This window comes from Mesorhizobium sp. WSM4829 (genome assembly GCF_055811475.1).
The window spans coordinates 42046-56213 of the sequence record NZ_JBVVQJ010000034.1; the positions used below are offsets into that span (position 1 = coordinate 42046).

Annotated in this window: 12 protein-coding genes; 10 read left to right on the forward strand and 2 right to left on the reverse strand. The window is 62.5% G+C overall.

Annotated elements, in window-relative coordinates; genetic code table 11:
* Window positions 1-178: 178 nt before the first annotated feature.
* Window positions 179-469 (forward strand): hypothetical protein, encoded by a 291-nt coding sequence (locus AC0L17_RS26430; protein WP_473491532.1) that lies wholly within the window; start codon window positions 179-181, stop codon window positions 467-469.
* 2 nt (window positions 470-471) lie between these two features.
* Complete coding sequence (locus AC0L17_RS26435) at window positions 472-1164, forward strand: DUF899 domain-containing protein (protein ID WP_473517968.1); 693 nt, start codon at window positions 472-474, stop codon at window positions 1162-1164.
* A 587-nt stretch (window positions 1165-1751) separates the two neighbouring features.
* Here AC0L17_RS26435 and AC0L17_RS26440 read toward each other — a convergent pair.
* Complete coding sequence (locus AC0L17_RS26440; protein WP_023801316.1) at window positions 1752-1991, reverse strand: hypothetical protein; 240 nt, start codon at window positions 1989-1991, stop codon at window positions 1752-1754.
* A gap of 166 nt (window positions 1992-2157) precedes the next feature.
* On the reverse strand, window positions 2158-4932 hold the full coding sequence (tssH, locus tag AC0L17_RS26445) for a type VI secretion system ATPase TssH (protein ID WP_473517969.1): 2775 nt from the start codon (window positions 4930-4932) through the stop codon (window positions 2158-2160).
* 333 nt (window positions 4933-5265) lie between these two features.
* Between tssH and tssA the strand changes: the two genes are divergently transcribed.
* Genes tssA through tagH form a run of 8 tightly spaced genes read left to right on the forward strand, consistent with a single transcriptional unit; the run spans window position 5266 to window position 14165 of the window.
* Window positions 5266-6462, forward strand: a complete 1197-nt coding sequence (tssA, locus tag AC0L17_RS26450) for a type VI secretion system protein TssA (protein WP_473517984.1) — start codon at window positions 5266-5268, stop codon at window positions 6460-6462.
* A 6-nt stretch (window positions 6463-6468) separates the two neighbouring features.
* A complete protein-coding gene (tssB, locus tag AC0L17_RS26455) occupies window positions 6469-7008 on the forward strand; it encodes a type VI secretion system contractile sheath small subunit (protein ID WP_027154109.1) in 540 nt (179 codons plus the stop codon).
* Window positions 7009-7010: 2 nt separating this feature from the next.
* Window positions 7011-8516: a type VI secretion system contractile sheath large subunit gene (gene tssC, locus AC0L17_RS26460; protein WP_236378436.1), complete on the forward strand. Its 1506-nt coding sequence runs from the start codon at window positions 7011-7013 to the stop codon at window positions 8514-8516.
* A gap of 48 nt (window positions 8517-8564) precedes the next feature.
* Window positions 8565-9020, forward strand: a complete 456-nt coding sequence (locus AC0L17_RS26465; protein WP_023801311.1) for an Hcp family type VI secretion system effector — start codon at window positions 8565-8567, stop codon at window positions 9018-9020.
* Window positions 9007-9762: a type VI secretion system baseplate subunit TssE gene (tssE, locus tag AC0L17_RS26470; protein WP_473517985.1), complete on the forward strand. Its 756-nt coding sequence runs from the start codon at window positions 9007-9009 to the stop codon at window positions 9760-9762. The genes AC0L17_RS26465 and tssE overlap by 14 nt, the downstream gene beginning before the upstream one ends.
* 1 nt (window position 9763) lies before the next feature.
* Window positions 9764-11638, forward strand: coding sequence for a type VI secretion system baseplate subunit TssF (gene tssF, locus AC0L17_RS26475; RefSeq protein WP_473517970.1), 1875 nt, complete (start codon window positions 9764-9766; stop codon window positions 11636-11638).
* A complete protein-coding gene (gene tssG / locus AC0L17_RS26480; protein WP_473517971.1) occupies window positions 11602-12687 on the forward strand; it encodes a type VI secretion system baseplate subunit TssG in 1086 nt (361 codons plus the stop codon). Before tssF ends, tssG begins: the two co-directional genes overlap by 37 nt.
* Window positions 12684-14165, forward strand: coding sequence for a type VI secretion system-associated FHA domain protein TagH (tagH, locus tag AC0L17_RS26485; RefSeq protein ID WP_473517972.1), 1482 nt, complete (start codon window positions 12684-12686; stop codon window positions 14163-14165). The genes tssG and tagH overlap by 4 nt, the downstream gene beginning before the upstream one ends.
* Window positions 14166-14168 lie beyond the last annotated feature (3 nt).

Here is a 14168-nt window from a genome sequence, read left to right on the forward strand (position 1 = left end):
CGTTGGATTGAGGGCTAAATGCGCGCTCCCGATTATTGCGGTAGGCGATTGCTGCAGGTCCGTTTGCAGCCCCACATTGAAATCCCGTCACACTTGTAACTCTCACCTCTCCGGCTGCCCGAGATAGCGTCTTTTTATCGAAACCGTGGAAACGGCGAATTCGACCGCAGGACCGGAAATGACGATGTTTGCAGCAAAAGAGAAAGCCACTTCGTTGCTCGGGCAGGCGGTCGGTTTTGCCCGCTGGCTCGGGCTCGCCGCCGCACCGACCTTTGCCCTGATGGCCTGGATTTCTACTGTCGGCTCGAGCATGACCATGTGCTCTGCCGCCCCGCCTTTCATGCCGATCAACGACATGGCCCTGATGTACCTGCTGATGAGCCTCTTTCACGTATCGCCGTGGCTGAAGCTGTTTTCCGCCCGTTCGCAGCACTGCAACACTTCCGTCGCCCAAACCCAAGGAGACTGACAATGCAACACGCTGTTGTTTCACGCGATAACTGGCTGACCGCCCGCCGGGACCTCCTGCGAGCGGAGAAGGAACTCACGCAGCTTCGCGACAAGGTCGCACGCGAGCGGCTCGCCTTGCCCTGGGTGCGGATCGACAAGGAATACGTGTTTGACACGTCGGATGGTCCGCGTGCGCTCGCCGATCTCTTCGACGGCCGCTCGCAACTTCTCGTGCAACATTTCATGTTCGCGCCGGGATGGAAGGAAGGCTGCCCGAGTTGCTCGTTCATGGCTGATCACACCGACGGCATGAACAAGCATCTGGCGCATCACGATGTAACCATGATCGCCGTCTCGCGCGCGCCGCTTGCCGATATTGAGCGCTACCGCAGACGTATGGGCTGGCAGTTCCGATGGGTGTCCTCGAACGGCAGTCCGTTCAACTACGATTTCCGGGTCAGTTTCACGCCCGAAGAGGTCGCCAGCGGGCACATCGACTACAACTACGGCGAATGGCGGGACACCGGCGAGGAATGGCCTGGCCTGAGCGCCTTCTACAAGGATGAGGCTGGCACCGTGTTTCACACGTACTCCACCTTCGGCCGCGGTGTAGAGGTGATGATGGGCACCTACGCCATGCTCGACCTCATGCCAAGGGGGCGCAACGAAGCTGAGGGAATGGACTGGGTGCGCCGCCACGACCGCTACGCGTAGGCCCGCGAGGACGGTGGAATGATGCCGGACGGTAAAACGAGAAATATTCGTCGCACCTGCAAGCTGTTGCTTCCCCAACAGCGTGTGTACGTGACGACGATTGTCTTGGGCGCCGATCAATTCGCGAACGGCGTCGGCAGGGGTCTTACGGCCCGCTCTCTCACGCGTCACCTACGGTCACCGGAATGAGTGCTGTGACTTCAGGGTGATGGAGGGTTCTCGTCAGCCAGTTCTTGCTCTCGCCGGTCAAGCTCCTTCTGAAGCTTCAGAGCTAATGCGAGAAGCCTCGGCGACAGAGTTGGATCGCCTTCCAGTCCTAATCGCTTGCGTAGGCTCCGACGATTGTCTTCCGAACGGACCAGTTCTCGGAAGCCACGATCGCTCTCTCTGGTTGCCATGACGGTCACCTTCAGCTTTGAACGCAACTCGTCGATTGCCAAAGGGTTCCATGAGGGGCCGGATTATCTCGCTAAAGCGCGTCTCGGCTGAATGGATTCATGTGACGCTAAGTTCTTGTTTTATGCATGTTGTTATCGCAAAACCGCTTACGCGACATGCATTAGATCTTTCGAGCGGTGATCGGATAACTAAGCGGGATTGAGCGGATACTGCTCGTGCTCATCGAAAGCCACCAACAGGCCCAGGGCAGCAGCGACTTCGAGAATGGCTTCGGTCAGATCGTCATTGGATGCGACCAAACCAGGTGCAGCCTGCCGAACCTGGTTTAATGCCGCTTTGACCGAGACGGTATCGCCATAGCCGGCCCTGTTGAGGACTGCGGCAATCGCCTGATCTAGAACTGGACCGACCCTATGGACGATGCTCATCCACCTTCCCCCCCGGGAACGCGAGAGGGTATAGTAGCGTGTCTGGGGCCAGGATGCAACCGACGCGCGAAACCACGCCAAATTGGCTCTGGTGCTCGGGCGCAAAATGCGGCGGATCAACCCTGAGCGGTGCTACGGCGCCGGTTAACCACAGATTGCAGCTCAGCTATTCGAAGGAATAGGTGAAACCTCCTTCGGAGGCTCCGACCGTCACCTTCGTCATCTTTTCGCCCTCGAGCGACCGGTTCAGAACGCCACGGCTCAACTCCGGCAGAAGCGTGTTAGTCAAAATGGCGTCGATCATTCGCCCGCCGGATTCGATCTCGGTGCAGCGGGCTTTGACCAGATCCATGACACCGTCACCGATCACCAACTCGGCATCGTTGCTCGAGCGCAGGCGGCGGGCGATCTTGGCGAACTGATGGCGGGTGATCGCTTCGATCATCATGTCCGAGAGCGGGTAGTAAGGGATGGTCACCACCCGGCCAAGAAAGGCCGCTGGGAAAACCTTCAGCAGCGGGGCGCGCAGTGCTGTGTCGAGATCGTCGAGCCCCGCCCGCACCGTGCCGCTGCTGGTCCGGTCCATGATGACTTCGGAACCAACGTTCGAGGTGAGCAGGATCAGCGTGTTCTTGAAATCGATCCGCCGGCCTTCACTGTCGTCCATCATTCCCTTGTCGAAGACCTGGAAGAAGATTTCGTGCACGTCCGGATGCGCCTTCTCGACCTCGTCAAGCAGGATCACCGAATAGGGCTTGCGCCGGACCGCCTCGGTGAGGATGCCGCCCTTGCCGTAGCCGACATATCCGGGTGGCGCGCCCTTCAAGGTAGAGACCGTGTGCGCCTCCTGGAACTCGGACATATTGATCGAAATGAGGTTCTGCTCGCCGCCATAGAGCGTCTCGGCCAGGGCCAGCGCGGTTTCGGTCTTGCCGACGCCCGAGGGACCGCAGAGCAGAAACACCCCCACCGGCTTTTCGGGCGCGCCGAGCCCGGCGCGGCTAGTCTGCACGCGCTTGGCAATCATTTCCATGGCGTGATCCTGACCGACCACGCGCTCGGACAGCGTGACGGCGAGCCGCAGCGCCTTTTCGGTCTGGCTCGACAGCATCCGGCCAGTCGGGATGCCGGTCCAGTCCTGCACCACCGCCGCCACGGCGTTGCGGTCGACCGACGGCAGGATCAGCGGCGTCTCGCCCTGCGCTTCTGCGAGTTCGGCCATCAGCTCGCGCAGCCGCGCGAGATCGGCAGCCGGATCGGGTGGAGAAGGATCGGCAGTGGCCGTTGCTTCCGCATCGGTTTCGGGCGCATCGGGCGCATCGGGTTCGGGCGCTTTGATCTCAGATACATCGGCGCCTGCGGTTTCGGCCACCGCCCCCGAAGGCTCCACGGCGTCGAGCGGCACACCCTCGCCGCGCAGCCTGGCGCGCAGTTCGAGTATCTCGCCAACCAGCGCCTTTTCCCGATCCCAGCGTTGCTGCGCGGCAGCAAGCGTGAGTTCGGTCTCGGCAAGCCCGGTTTCGACCCGAGCCTGCCGGTCGGCCACGTCGATGCCGATCGCTGCCTCGCGGCCGATGATGGCGCCCTCGACCTCCAGCGCCTGGCGGCGGCGCATGATGTCCTCCACCTCGGCCGGGGTGGCGTGCTGCGAAATGGCGACACGGGCGCAGGCGGTGTCGAGAAGGCTCACGGCCTTGTCGGGCAGTTGCCGTGCCGGGATGTAGCGGTGGGAGAGGCTGACCGCCGCCTCGATCGCCTCATCGAGTATCTGCACCTTGTGATGCTGCTCAAGAACACCGGCGACACCACGCAGCATGAGAACGGCGACCGCTTCCGACGGCTCCTCTATCTTGACGACCTGGAAGCGACGGGTAAGCGCCGGGTCCTTCTCGATGTGCTGCTTGTATTCGGCCCAGGTCGTTGCTGCGATGGTGCGAAGCTCACCGCGCGCCAGCGCCGGCTTCAGCAGATTGGCCGCATCACCGGTTCCTGCCGCGCCGCCGGCGCCGATCAAGGTGTGCGCTTCGTCGATGAAGAGGATGACCGGCGTTTCCGAGGATTGCACCTCGTCAATGACCGCCTTCAACCGTTTTTCGAATTCGCCCTTTACGCTGGCGCCCGCCTGCATCAGGCCGACATCAAGCATGCGCACGCTGACGCCCTGCAGCGTCGGCGGCACGTCGCCCTCGGCAATGCGCAAGGCAAAGCCCTCGACGACCGCGGTTTTGCCGACCCCCGCCTCGCCGGTCAGGATCGGATTGTTTTGCCGGCGCCGCATCAGGATATCGACGATCTGCCTGATCTCGGGATCGCGCCCGACCACCGGATCGATCTTGCCGTCGCGGGCGCGCTGGGTCAGGTCGGTGGCATATTTGGCCAGCGCCGAATCCCCGCCCGGAGCCCGCCGCGGTGTTTCGGCGGCGGCAACCGCAGTCGCGGCGCCGGCTTCGAGCGAACCCTCCATGACGTCCGCGAACCGCGCAATAACGGCCTGCGCATCGATCTTGTCGAATTCGCCGCTGATCTTCGACAGCAGGCCTTCCAGCACCGGCGTCTTCAGGCAGGCGAGCAGAATATGCGCACTGCGCACTTCCTCGACGCTGAATTCCAGTCCCGCCAGGCCCCAGGCCTCCTGGATGGCGTGAAAGATATGATCGGAAAATTCCTCGATGGAAGTGGCGCCGTAAGGCAGCTTGTCGACGGCGCGGGTCATATCGGCCGTGAGCCGGCTCGCATCCACCCCGGCGTCTGCCAACATCAGTTGCACATCCGAGCGCTCTGAGAGCACCAGCTGCTCGATGAAGTGAACGAGCTCGACATAAGGATTGCCGCGCAGCTTGGCGGTGTCGGCCGCAGCCTTGAAGGCGCGCAAACAGATGGGATTGAGCTTGCCGACCAGTTCCTTGCGTTTAAAGCTCTGCGACGACCGGCGCTGTTCCATCGAACTTGCCCCTCCAATCTGCCAGCCAACAAATTGCCACATAAGCAGCGACTTGACAAAGAGCGTTTATGAGCAGGGCGTCCGGGTGTTCGATTCAGTCGATTTCCTCCGTCCCGCCAGGCGCCGGCGCCATCGGCTGCAACGCCATCGAACGCCCCGCCTTTTGGCGATGCACTCACCCGACAGGGTTCGACAATTGCGCTAGCGCTTTCGAGCCCAGCGCGCCGGTTGCAGGCGCGTATTGAGATTGAGCATCAACTAAATTGTGGTAAAGTGTCGCAGTGTGGTAACGTTGGGTCAGGCACGGCCCAAGAGCCGCGCGCGGGGGATGGTGTGATCGATCTCGCACTCTGGCTGAATCCGCTGGACGGTGAAAATCCGTCGGGCGAGGATTTGCGCAACGATCCAGCCTTTCATGAGCTGGAGCGTCTCACCGAGCCGCAGGTCAAGGTCGTCCATGGCGGCCACAACCAGCCCTCGTCGCAAAGCACCATTCCGGTCGACTGGCCTGCCGTCCTCGACAAGGCGGAGGAATTGCGTGCGCATGGCCGGGATCTGCGCCTGCTCGTCATTGTCACGCGCGCGCTGGCCAATGAGCAGCGGCTCGCCGGGCTCGCGCATGGCCTGACCCTTGTTGCGCGGAGCTTCGATCAGCATTGGGAGACCATGCACCCGGCCCTGCGGCCCAGTGCTTCACCACGCGACGCCGCCTTGCGTCGCATCAACGCCCTGCTCGACCTCCAGAATGGCCAGGACGGGCTGCTGGCGGACTTGCGGCGAATGATTTTCTTCGCGCCGCGCCCTATGGGACCGATCAGCGGACGCGACCTGGAACAAGCCGCACTCGACGAACGGGTGATGCTTCTGGAAGCGGCTTCGGGATTGAATGCGGCGGAAAAGGCAACGCTGGCCAGCGCGCACGGTCAACTGCTGAACCGGGTTCATAGCGGGTGCAAGGCGCAGGCCGATCAAGCCAATGCGGAGATGATGTCGCTCATTGCCGATGCTCATGCGGCGATCACCGCTCTTGATGCGGTCGAGACGGCTCTCAACGGCCGTCTGCAGGGCGGTGGCGCCGCTGTTCCGGAATTGAAACGGTTTCTGCAGCGTTTGCTGTCGACCCTCGAACGGAATTCGGCAATCGAAACGGCGACGAACGGCGCGGCCGAGCCAGCCGCCACGACTGCAGATCCGGAAATGCCTGCTCGAAACGGTCAAATGGCTGCTCGCAAGGATCATGGAGCCGATACCATGGCAAGTCTGGCGAGTTACGCGGAACCGAGCACGGGGCTGCCGGAGCGGATTTCCTCGCGCGACGACGTCGTCAAATGCCTCGACCTCGTCGTCGCCTTCTATGACCGCACCGAACCGTCGAGCCCGATCCCGCACCTGGCCCGCCGGGTGCGCCGGATGGTGCATATGGATTTCGTTGAACTGATGGAAGATCTCGCCCCGTCGGGGCTGAAGGAATTCCGGCTGCTTGCCGGCGTTCCCGATGCCAAGAAGACGGCCCAGAAGGATGAAAGGTAACGAGCCATGGCAGCTGAAAGCAAAGCGAAAGTCATCGAACGGAACCGCGCTCCGCGCGTGCAGATCGCCTATGACGTGGAAACCTATGGCAGCCCGACGACGATCGAATTGCCGTTCGTCATGGGGGTGATGGCCGATCTTTCCGGCGCTTCACAGACCAAGGAAGCGATGAAGTCGGTGCTGGACCGCTCCTTTGTCGAGACCGACGCGAACCGCTTCCCGCGTTTCATGGAGGCGCTTGGACCGCGCGTCAAAGCCCGCGTGAAGAATACGCTGCCCCAGGCTGAGGGCGCCGAGCGGGATGAAGAGCTGGCACTCGATCTTACCTTCACCAAGATGGGCGATTTCGCCCCGGACAAGATTGCCGAGCAAGTCCCGCAACTGGCCGAGATCCTCAAGATGCGTCGCCAGCTCGAAGAACTGCTCGGCTTCATGGATGGCCGCGTCGACGCCGAAAAGCGCATAGCGCAGCTTCTGAACAACGAGCCGCTTCTTGGCAAAATCGCCAGCCAGGCATTGTCGGACGAAGACAAGGTTGAGGTGTAGTCATGGCCGAACAGCAAAAGACCGCAGCCGTCGCCGCCGAGGCGGAGACCATCGATCTCGGAGAATTCAGCGGGCTCCTGGAAAAAGATTTCAAGGTCAAGAAGGACGACAGCGAGAAGCTGCAGCAGCTCGTTCGCAATCTCGCGCTGGCGGCACAGTCGCGATCCGACACCACGACCATCTCGTCCAACGCGATCAAGTCGATCAAGTCGCTGATCGCGGGCATCGATAAGATGCTGTCGGAGCAGGTCAACGAGATCCTGCACGCGCCGGAAGTGCGCGAAATGGAAGGCACATGGCGCGGCCTGTGGTATCTCATCAACAACACCGAGACGGATCAGAAGCTGAAGATCCGGGTGATGAACATTTCCAAGGAGCAGCTCGCCGACACGCTTGAAGACTATGAAGGCCAGATGTGGGACCAGAGCCCGATCTTCAAGAAGGTCTATACGGACGAGTATTCGATGCTGGGCGGCGAGCCGATCGGCTGCCTGATCGGCGCCTACGAATTCTCCAACCATCCGCGTGACGTCGGCCTGTTGCGCAACATCTCGGGCGTCTGCGCCTCGGCGCACACGCCGTTCATTGCGGCGGCCTCGCCGCGCCTGTTCCGCATGGACAGCTGGCAGGAACTGCCGAACCCGCAGGACCTGCAGCAGATCGTCTCCAACGCCGCCTACGCCTCGTGGCAATCGCTGCGCGAGAGCGAGGATGCGCGCTATATCGGCCTGACGATGCCCCGTGTCCTGGCACGGCTTCCCTACGGCACGGATACCGTTCCGGTGAAGGGTTTCACCTTCGAGGAAGAGGTCCAGGGCGACCACAACAAATATGTCTGGATGAACGCCGCCTTCCCGATGGGCGTGAACATAAACCGCAGCCACAAGCTCTATGGCTGGGGCACGCAGATCCGCGGCGTCGAGAATGGCGGCACGGTCATCAACCTGCCGGTGCACTCCTTTCCCACCGACGACGGATCGGTGGCGATGAAATGTCCGACGGAAGTCGCCATCGACGACCGGCGCGAGGCGGAACTGGCCAAGCTCGGCCTGATGCCCATCCTGCACCGCAAGAACACCGATCTGGCGGCTTTCATCGGCGCGCATTCGCTGCAGGACGACGAGACCCGCGCCGGCCGGCTGGTCGATCCCGACGCGCAGTCGAACGAGCGACTGAGCGCCAACCTGCCCTATCTGTTCCCGGTTTCGCGGTTTGCGCATTACCTCAAGGCCATCGCGCGCGACAAGATAGGGTCGTTCAAGGAGCGGTCGGACATGCAGATCTGGTTGACCGAGTGGATCAACCGATACGTGCTGGCCAACCCGGCCTTTGCCGACGACAAGGCGCGCGCCAAGCGCCCGCTTGCCGCCGCTGAAGTCCAGGTGGACAGCGTCGAGGGGCGGCCGGGCTACTACAACGCCCGCTTCTATCTGCGCCCGCATTACCAGTTGGAGGGCATCAACGCCTCGCTTCGTCTGGTGTCGGAACTACCGTCCGTAAAGGCTTGATTTACAGCAACATAATCCTGTTTGTTTTGAAAACGCTGGAGGAAGACAATGCCCGTGAAAATTGATGGTTTTCTAAAAGTTCCGGATATCAAAGGGCCAAGCGTTCGAGACGGCCATGAGGACGAAATCGAAGTCCACGGGGTCGATTATAAGATAATCGCGCCATACGATCCGAATTCGCTCTCACGCCGCGGTCGCGTGTCGCTGGGGATGATCAAGTTCACCAAGCATTATGACAAGTCATCGCCCTATCTGAAAAAGGCGCTGTTCGACAACAAGGCACTGGACGAAGTGGTGTTCTCCGCCCGCCGGACCATCGATGGCGAGACCAGCGACTATCTGGTCGTCACCCTGACCGACGCCTCGATCATGGAATACGACATGTCGCAGGCCGAGGACGAGGAAGACCTGATCGAGGAGGAGGTCAGCTTCGCCTACAAGAAGATCAAGTTCGTCTATGACAAGGATGACGAAATCGAAATGGATGTCTATGTCGGCAAGTGAGGCGCGGCGGCCCGGCGCCGACAAGCTACAGGTTACCGGCAGTTCGCGGGCGAAACGCGAGGCGGTCCAGCCCTCTCTTTGGGACCGCCTCGTCAACGATCTGCCGGGCGTCACCTCCGAGATCGACGGGCTGCGCCAGACCTTGCAGGACGAGTTGGGCGCCGACCGGCTGGACACGCTGCTTGCCGGCAGCGCGCGGCTTATCGATGCCGACGCGGAGCTGACGTCCGATCAGAAGCGACGTCTGCACCGCCTGGGCTTTCAGACCCAACACCGCGCCGAGATCGAAAGCCGTGGCGTGGTCGTATCGGCCCGTGTCCTCAGGGAGGCGGTGCGGCGCGACATCGAGGCCCTGTTCAACACCGAGCGTTTCGAAGCCGTTCCGCTGCTTTCCGATTTCGAAACCGAACAGGCTGCAGACAATCCGCCGTCGCTGGCCGATTTTCCCGAAGTGCGCCGAAGCGTGGTCAACTACGGCGTTCCGTCGTTTTCGGGCCGTTCGTCGCGCGACTTTGATCGCGATACCCTGGCGCGCGAGATCCGCTCGGTTCTTGCCACGTTCGAGCCGCGTCTCAAGGAAAGCGCAACCAAGGTAGCGGTGACCCTTGGCGACAAGAGTGCGGGCCTGAAGATCGAGATAGACGCTGTGCTGATCATGACGCCGACGCCGGAACGCATGCGCCTGCGCACGACAGTCAACCTCGATAACGGCTTGGCGCGGACCGAATTCAGGGAAAGCTGAGATGGATCGGGTCTTCGTAGAATATTACGAGGAGGAACTGACCCATATCCGCGGACTCGCGGCGGAATTTGCCGACATGCATCCGGCGGTGGCACGCAATCTATCTCTCGATACCGTCCCCTGCCCGGATCCGTATGTCGAGCGGCTGCTTGACGGCGTCGCTTTCCTGGCTGCACGCACCCGATTGAAAGTCGACGCCGAGCGTTCGCGGTTTTCACGCAGCGTTCTGGATGTCCTTTACCCCGATCTGGTTACCCCGGCGCCGGCAACGGCGATGGCAGTGCTGAAACCCGGCCAGCAGGTCCAGTCGATGATTGCCGGCCATGTCATCAAGCGGAACACGCGGCTGGTGTCCAGTCTGCAACCCGGCCTGTCGACGCGCTGCACATTCACCACCGCGCAGGAAATCACGCTTTGGCCGATAACCATCAATTCGGTCAGCTATTTCCAGGATCGCAGCGGGTTGGCGGCGGCCGGCATGACACCGATCGGCGGCGCAGGCGGCGAGGCGGCGCTGAGCATCACGCTGGGTCGGACCGGAAAAGGCAAGCTCGGCGAACTGGCGCTCGACCGGCTTGATTTCTATTTTGCCGGGCGCACCAAGGCGCCATTGCTGTTCGACGCGATTTTCGGCGCCTGCTCGGCCGTTGGCGCCCGCGCCGAGGGCAAGGCCAATCCGCTATCGCGGTTGCCGGAACCCGAAATGGTCGGCATCAGCGACGACGAGGCGTTGATGCCGCGTACCCGGCCGACCTTCGAAGGCTACCGCCTGCTGCGTGAATATTTCATGATGCCCGAGCGCTTTCACTACGTGCGGGTTTCAGGACTGCAACCGGTCGTGCGCCGATGCGAGGCCGGGGTCGAGATCATCTTCATGTTCCGGCGCCCGGTGCCCGAGCTTGCCGATGTGACGCCGGCGGATTTCGAACTTTTCGCGACGCCGATCATCAACCTGTTCGAGCGTGACTGCAACGTCATCGAGCTTGATCCCCGCAGAACGCGGCAAGTGCTGCATGCCGACCGCACGCGGGCGCGCGACTTCGAAATCTATCGGGTGACCCGCGTCGAGGACGCCGATGCCGAGGGTCCTGACGCCGAAATTCCAGAACTCTTCAGCCTGGGGCAAAACCGCAGCAGCGGCTGGGTCTATTCCACCGAACGGCGCCCTCGCCGCGCCACCGAAGATGAACGGCGCGACGGACTGACCCGCACTTCTTACACCGGAGACGACGTTTTCCTTTCGGTTTCACGGCCGCCCGGAAGCCCGGCCAACCGGCCGCTGAAGCGTCTCGACATCATGGCGCTTTGCACCAACCGCGATCTGCCGATCCTCGACGACAACCCTACCCTGACGCTGGAGACAGGCGATCCGGTCGAAACGGTCCGGCTTACCGGTGCCTTGCGCCCGCCGCAGCCGGCGATCCCGGCGGCGCTGCCCGCGGGCGCCGAAAGCGAATCCCGAGCCGATAATCTCGCATGGCGGCTCGTGGCGCAGCTGGCCCTCAACTTCCTCAGCCTCGCCAAGGAAGGCCGCGGTGTCGATCCGCTGCATGCGCTGCTCGATCTTTATGCCGACCGGGGAGATCCGAGCCTGGCTCGCAACGTGCACTCGATCGTTCGCATCGACTCGCGCTCCGTCATCGAACGGCTGCAGATCGATGGGCCGATGTGCTTCGGACGGGGCACGGAAGTGACATTGCATGTGGACCAATCGGTCCTGGCCGGGCAAAGCACATTGCTGCTTTCGGCCTTGCTTGCACGGCTGTTTGCCCGTCACGCCGGAATAAACGGCTTTGTGCGGACCCGCACGCGGCTGCTGCAGAAGCAGGAGGATGTGCCATGGCCGATGACGCCCGGCAATCGCTACCTGATCTAGGCAAGCTCGACCCGGGCCGGGCCGAAGCGCTGGATGATACGTTCGACTTTTTCGAACTGTTGCGCCGGCTCGAACAACGCGGCGGGCTGTTCGGCTATTCCGGCCGCGCCGATCGCGAGCCGGCAAGGCTCGGGCAGCATGTGCGTCTCAGCTTTTCCGCCAGGGACGTGGTTGAATTCCGCGAAGCGAAGGACAACTCTCCGGGGAAGGACCGGACACCGGCCCGGGTCACCGTTGCAAATCTCGGGCTGATGGGACCGGAAGGCCCGATGCCGCTTCATTTGACACGCTGGGTGCTCGATCGTCTGTCGCAGCGCTGGTTCACCGGCGCTGACGCACGACAGACCGTCGACACGACGTTCGTGGATTTCGTCAATATTCTCCAACACCGGATGATCGCCCTGTACTATCGGGCCTGGGCGGACGCGCATCCGGCGGTACAGGTCGAACGTGCGGTCGGCGGCCGGGTCAGGGCCATGCTTGAAGCCATGGCGGGAACCGGGCTTCCCGGCACCCAAAATCCCGATCTCGACGCAGTAAAACTTCGCCAGGCCGCGTCGCTCGCCAGCCAGGTCGACGGTCCGGAGCGGCTGACGCTGTTCCTGGCGGAAGCGTTCAAGGTGCCGGTCGCGATCAAGGAGTTCGTTGCCACCTGGATGACCATACCGGCGACGCTCCAGACCCGGCTTACTCAGGCTTACGCAGTGCTGGGTCGCGGGGCGACGATCGGCCCGCGCGTTTTCAGCCGCCAAAGCAGGATCGAGCTCCGCGTCGGCCCGATCGGCTATGAGGAGTTCAAGTCGTTCCTGCCGGGCGGCCAACGTCTGAAACTGTTCAAGCAGGCGGTTCGCGACATGGTCGGGGAATCGCTCGACGTCGATCTGCGGATCGTGCTGGCGCGCGAAGCCGTGCCGCCGCCCCGTATCGGAGCGGTACAGCTCGGCCGAACCACCTGGCTTGCGCGGCCCGCTGAAAGGGGCGATGCTGACGATATGCGGCTGCGGACGATCGTCGGATGGCGGCCGGAAATGGCGGAGGTCGCGGCATGAGTCTGCTGCTGACGCTGGAGCACGGACCACGCACCCAGGCGGTACGGCAGACCCGGCTGGACGAGGGTGAACTGGTGATCGGCCGTAGCGCGGACGCGGACTGGCAGATCGACGATCCCGACATGTTCGTTTCACGCGCCCATTGCAGGATCACCGGCGGGCCGGATGGATATTTCGTCACCGACACATCAAGCAGCGGTCTGTTCATAAATGATTCCGACAGCCCGCTCGGCGCTGGCACGTCGGCCCGTCTTCAGAACGGCATGCGGCTGAGGCTGGGCGACTACATCGTATGCGTCGATCTGCAGACGCCGGTCGCTCAGGCACCAGCGGCCAGACAATCGTTCGCCGAACCGTCACCGCCGGCATCGCGAGCGCCGGTAAGCATCGGCCGCGATGACTTCTTTTCAGCCACGGTCGAAGAAGAGCCGCGCCGGCCGCGTCCCGCCGATCTGCCGAACCCGTTCGAGCAACCCGTTCCAGGAGCGTTCGAGCGCGCCAACCAGCGCAGTTCGCCTGCCTTCGACGACCCGTTCAGCCTCGACCCGGTATCGACGCCGGCGCCGAATGGCGCTGGCTATTCCGAACCGCGTGGTGCGCCGGACGCCGCAGACCCATTCAGCTTCGATCCGGTACCTTCCGGTGCAAGCGAGCCCGTTCCAGGCCAGCCCGTTTCAAGCCAGCCCGTTTCAAGAAAGTCCTCCGAATTCGATGACGGTTTCGGTTTCGGGCCGGCCGCGTCGCCCGATTTGAGAAACGGCGCCGGCTCGACCGGTCAACGCAAACACATCGCCCCAGAGCCGCAGCCGGCCAATCCCTGGGATTTGCCTGGGCCCGCGGCAGCTAGCCCTTCTCCGCCACGTGCCGCGCCCAGGCCCGCCCCCTCCCCGGCAGCGGCGCAACCGGCGAACACGGCGCTTCGCAGCGCATTCTTGCGCGGCATGGGTGTTGAGGAAGCCGATTTTCCCGGACGCGACAGCATCGCGGAAATGGAAAAATTCGGTCGCGAGTATCGGCTGATGATGGAAGGTCTGATGCAGCTGCTGCGCAAGCGGGCCGAGGAAAAAGGCAACGCGCGCGTCGCCCAGACGGTGGTTGGGGCCTCTGAAGTCAATCCGCTAAAATTTCTGCCGACGGTCGACGACGCCATCGTGACCCTCATCGCCGAGCGCAGCCCCGGATTTCTGGCCGGTGAAGCGGCAATCGCCGACGCGGTCCGCGATCTCGCGCAACATCATGTGCGCGCCTGGCGAGGCGTGCAGTCCGCCTTGCGACGAATGATAGACCGTTTTGACCCGGCCGAGATCGAGAAAGAGCTCAAATCGAGTTCCGCGATCGGCACCGTGCTTTCGGGCGGGCGCCGCGCAAAACTGTGGGAGCTTTACCAGAAACGCCATCGTGACATCGCTCAGAGTGCGGAATCGAGCTTTTTGGGCGAAATCGGCGCTGATTTTCGGGATGCATATGAGGAGGAGTGAAAC

What these genes read in the sequence shown, in the direction of transcription:
- AC0L17_RS26430 (WP_473491532.1), top strand. Translation starts at nt 179, where the DNA reads ATGACGATGTTTGCAGCAAAAGAGAAAGCCACTTCGTTGCTCGGGCAG.
- AC0L17_RS26435 (WP_473517968.1), top strand. Translation starts at nt 472, where the DNA reads ATGCAACACGCTGTTGTTTCACGCGATAACTGGCTGACCGCCCGCCGG.
- AC0L17_RS26440 (WP_023801316.1), bottom strand. Translation starts at nt 1,991, where the DNA reads ATGAGCATCGTCCATAGGGTCGGTCCAGTTCTAGATCAGGCGATTGCC.
- tssH (WP_473517969.1), bottom strand. Translation starts at nt 4,932, where the DNA reads ATGGAACAGCGCCGGTCGTCGCAGAGCTTTAAACGCAAGGAACTGGTC.
- tssB (WP_027154109.1), top strand. Translation starts at nt 6,469, where the DNA reads ATGGCAGCTGAAAGCAAAGCGAAAGTCATCGAACGGAACCGCGCTCCG.
- tssC (WP_236378436.1), top strand. Translation starts at nt 7,011, where the DNA reads ATGGCCGAACAGCAAAAGACCGCAGCCGTCGCCGCCGAGGCGGAGACC.
- AC0L17_RS26465 (WP_023801311.1), top strand. Translation starts at nt 8,565, where the DNA reads ATGCCCGTGAAAATTGATGGTTTTCTAAAAGTTCCGGATATCAAAGGG.
- tssE (WP_473517985.1), top strand. Translation starts at nt 9,007, where the DNA reads ATGTCGGCAAGTGAGGCGCGGCGGCCCGGCGCCGACAAGCTACAGGTT.
- tssF (WP_473517970.1), top strand. Translation starts at nt 9,764, where the DNA reads ATGGATCGGGTCTTCGTAGAATATTACGAGGAGGAACTGACCCATATC.
- tssG (WP_473517971.1), top strand. Translation starts at nt 11,602, where the DNA reads ATGGCCGATGACGCCCGGCAATCGCTACCTGATCTAGGCAAGCTCGAC.
- tagH (WP_473517972.1), top strand. Translation starts at nt 12,684, where the DNA reads ATGAGTCTGCTGCTGACGCTGGAGCACGGACCACGCACCCAGGCGGTA.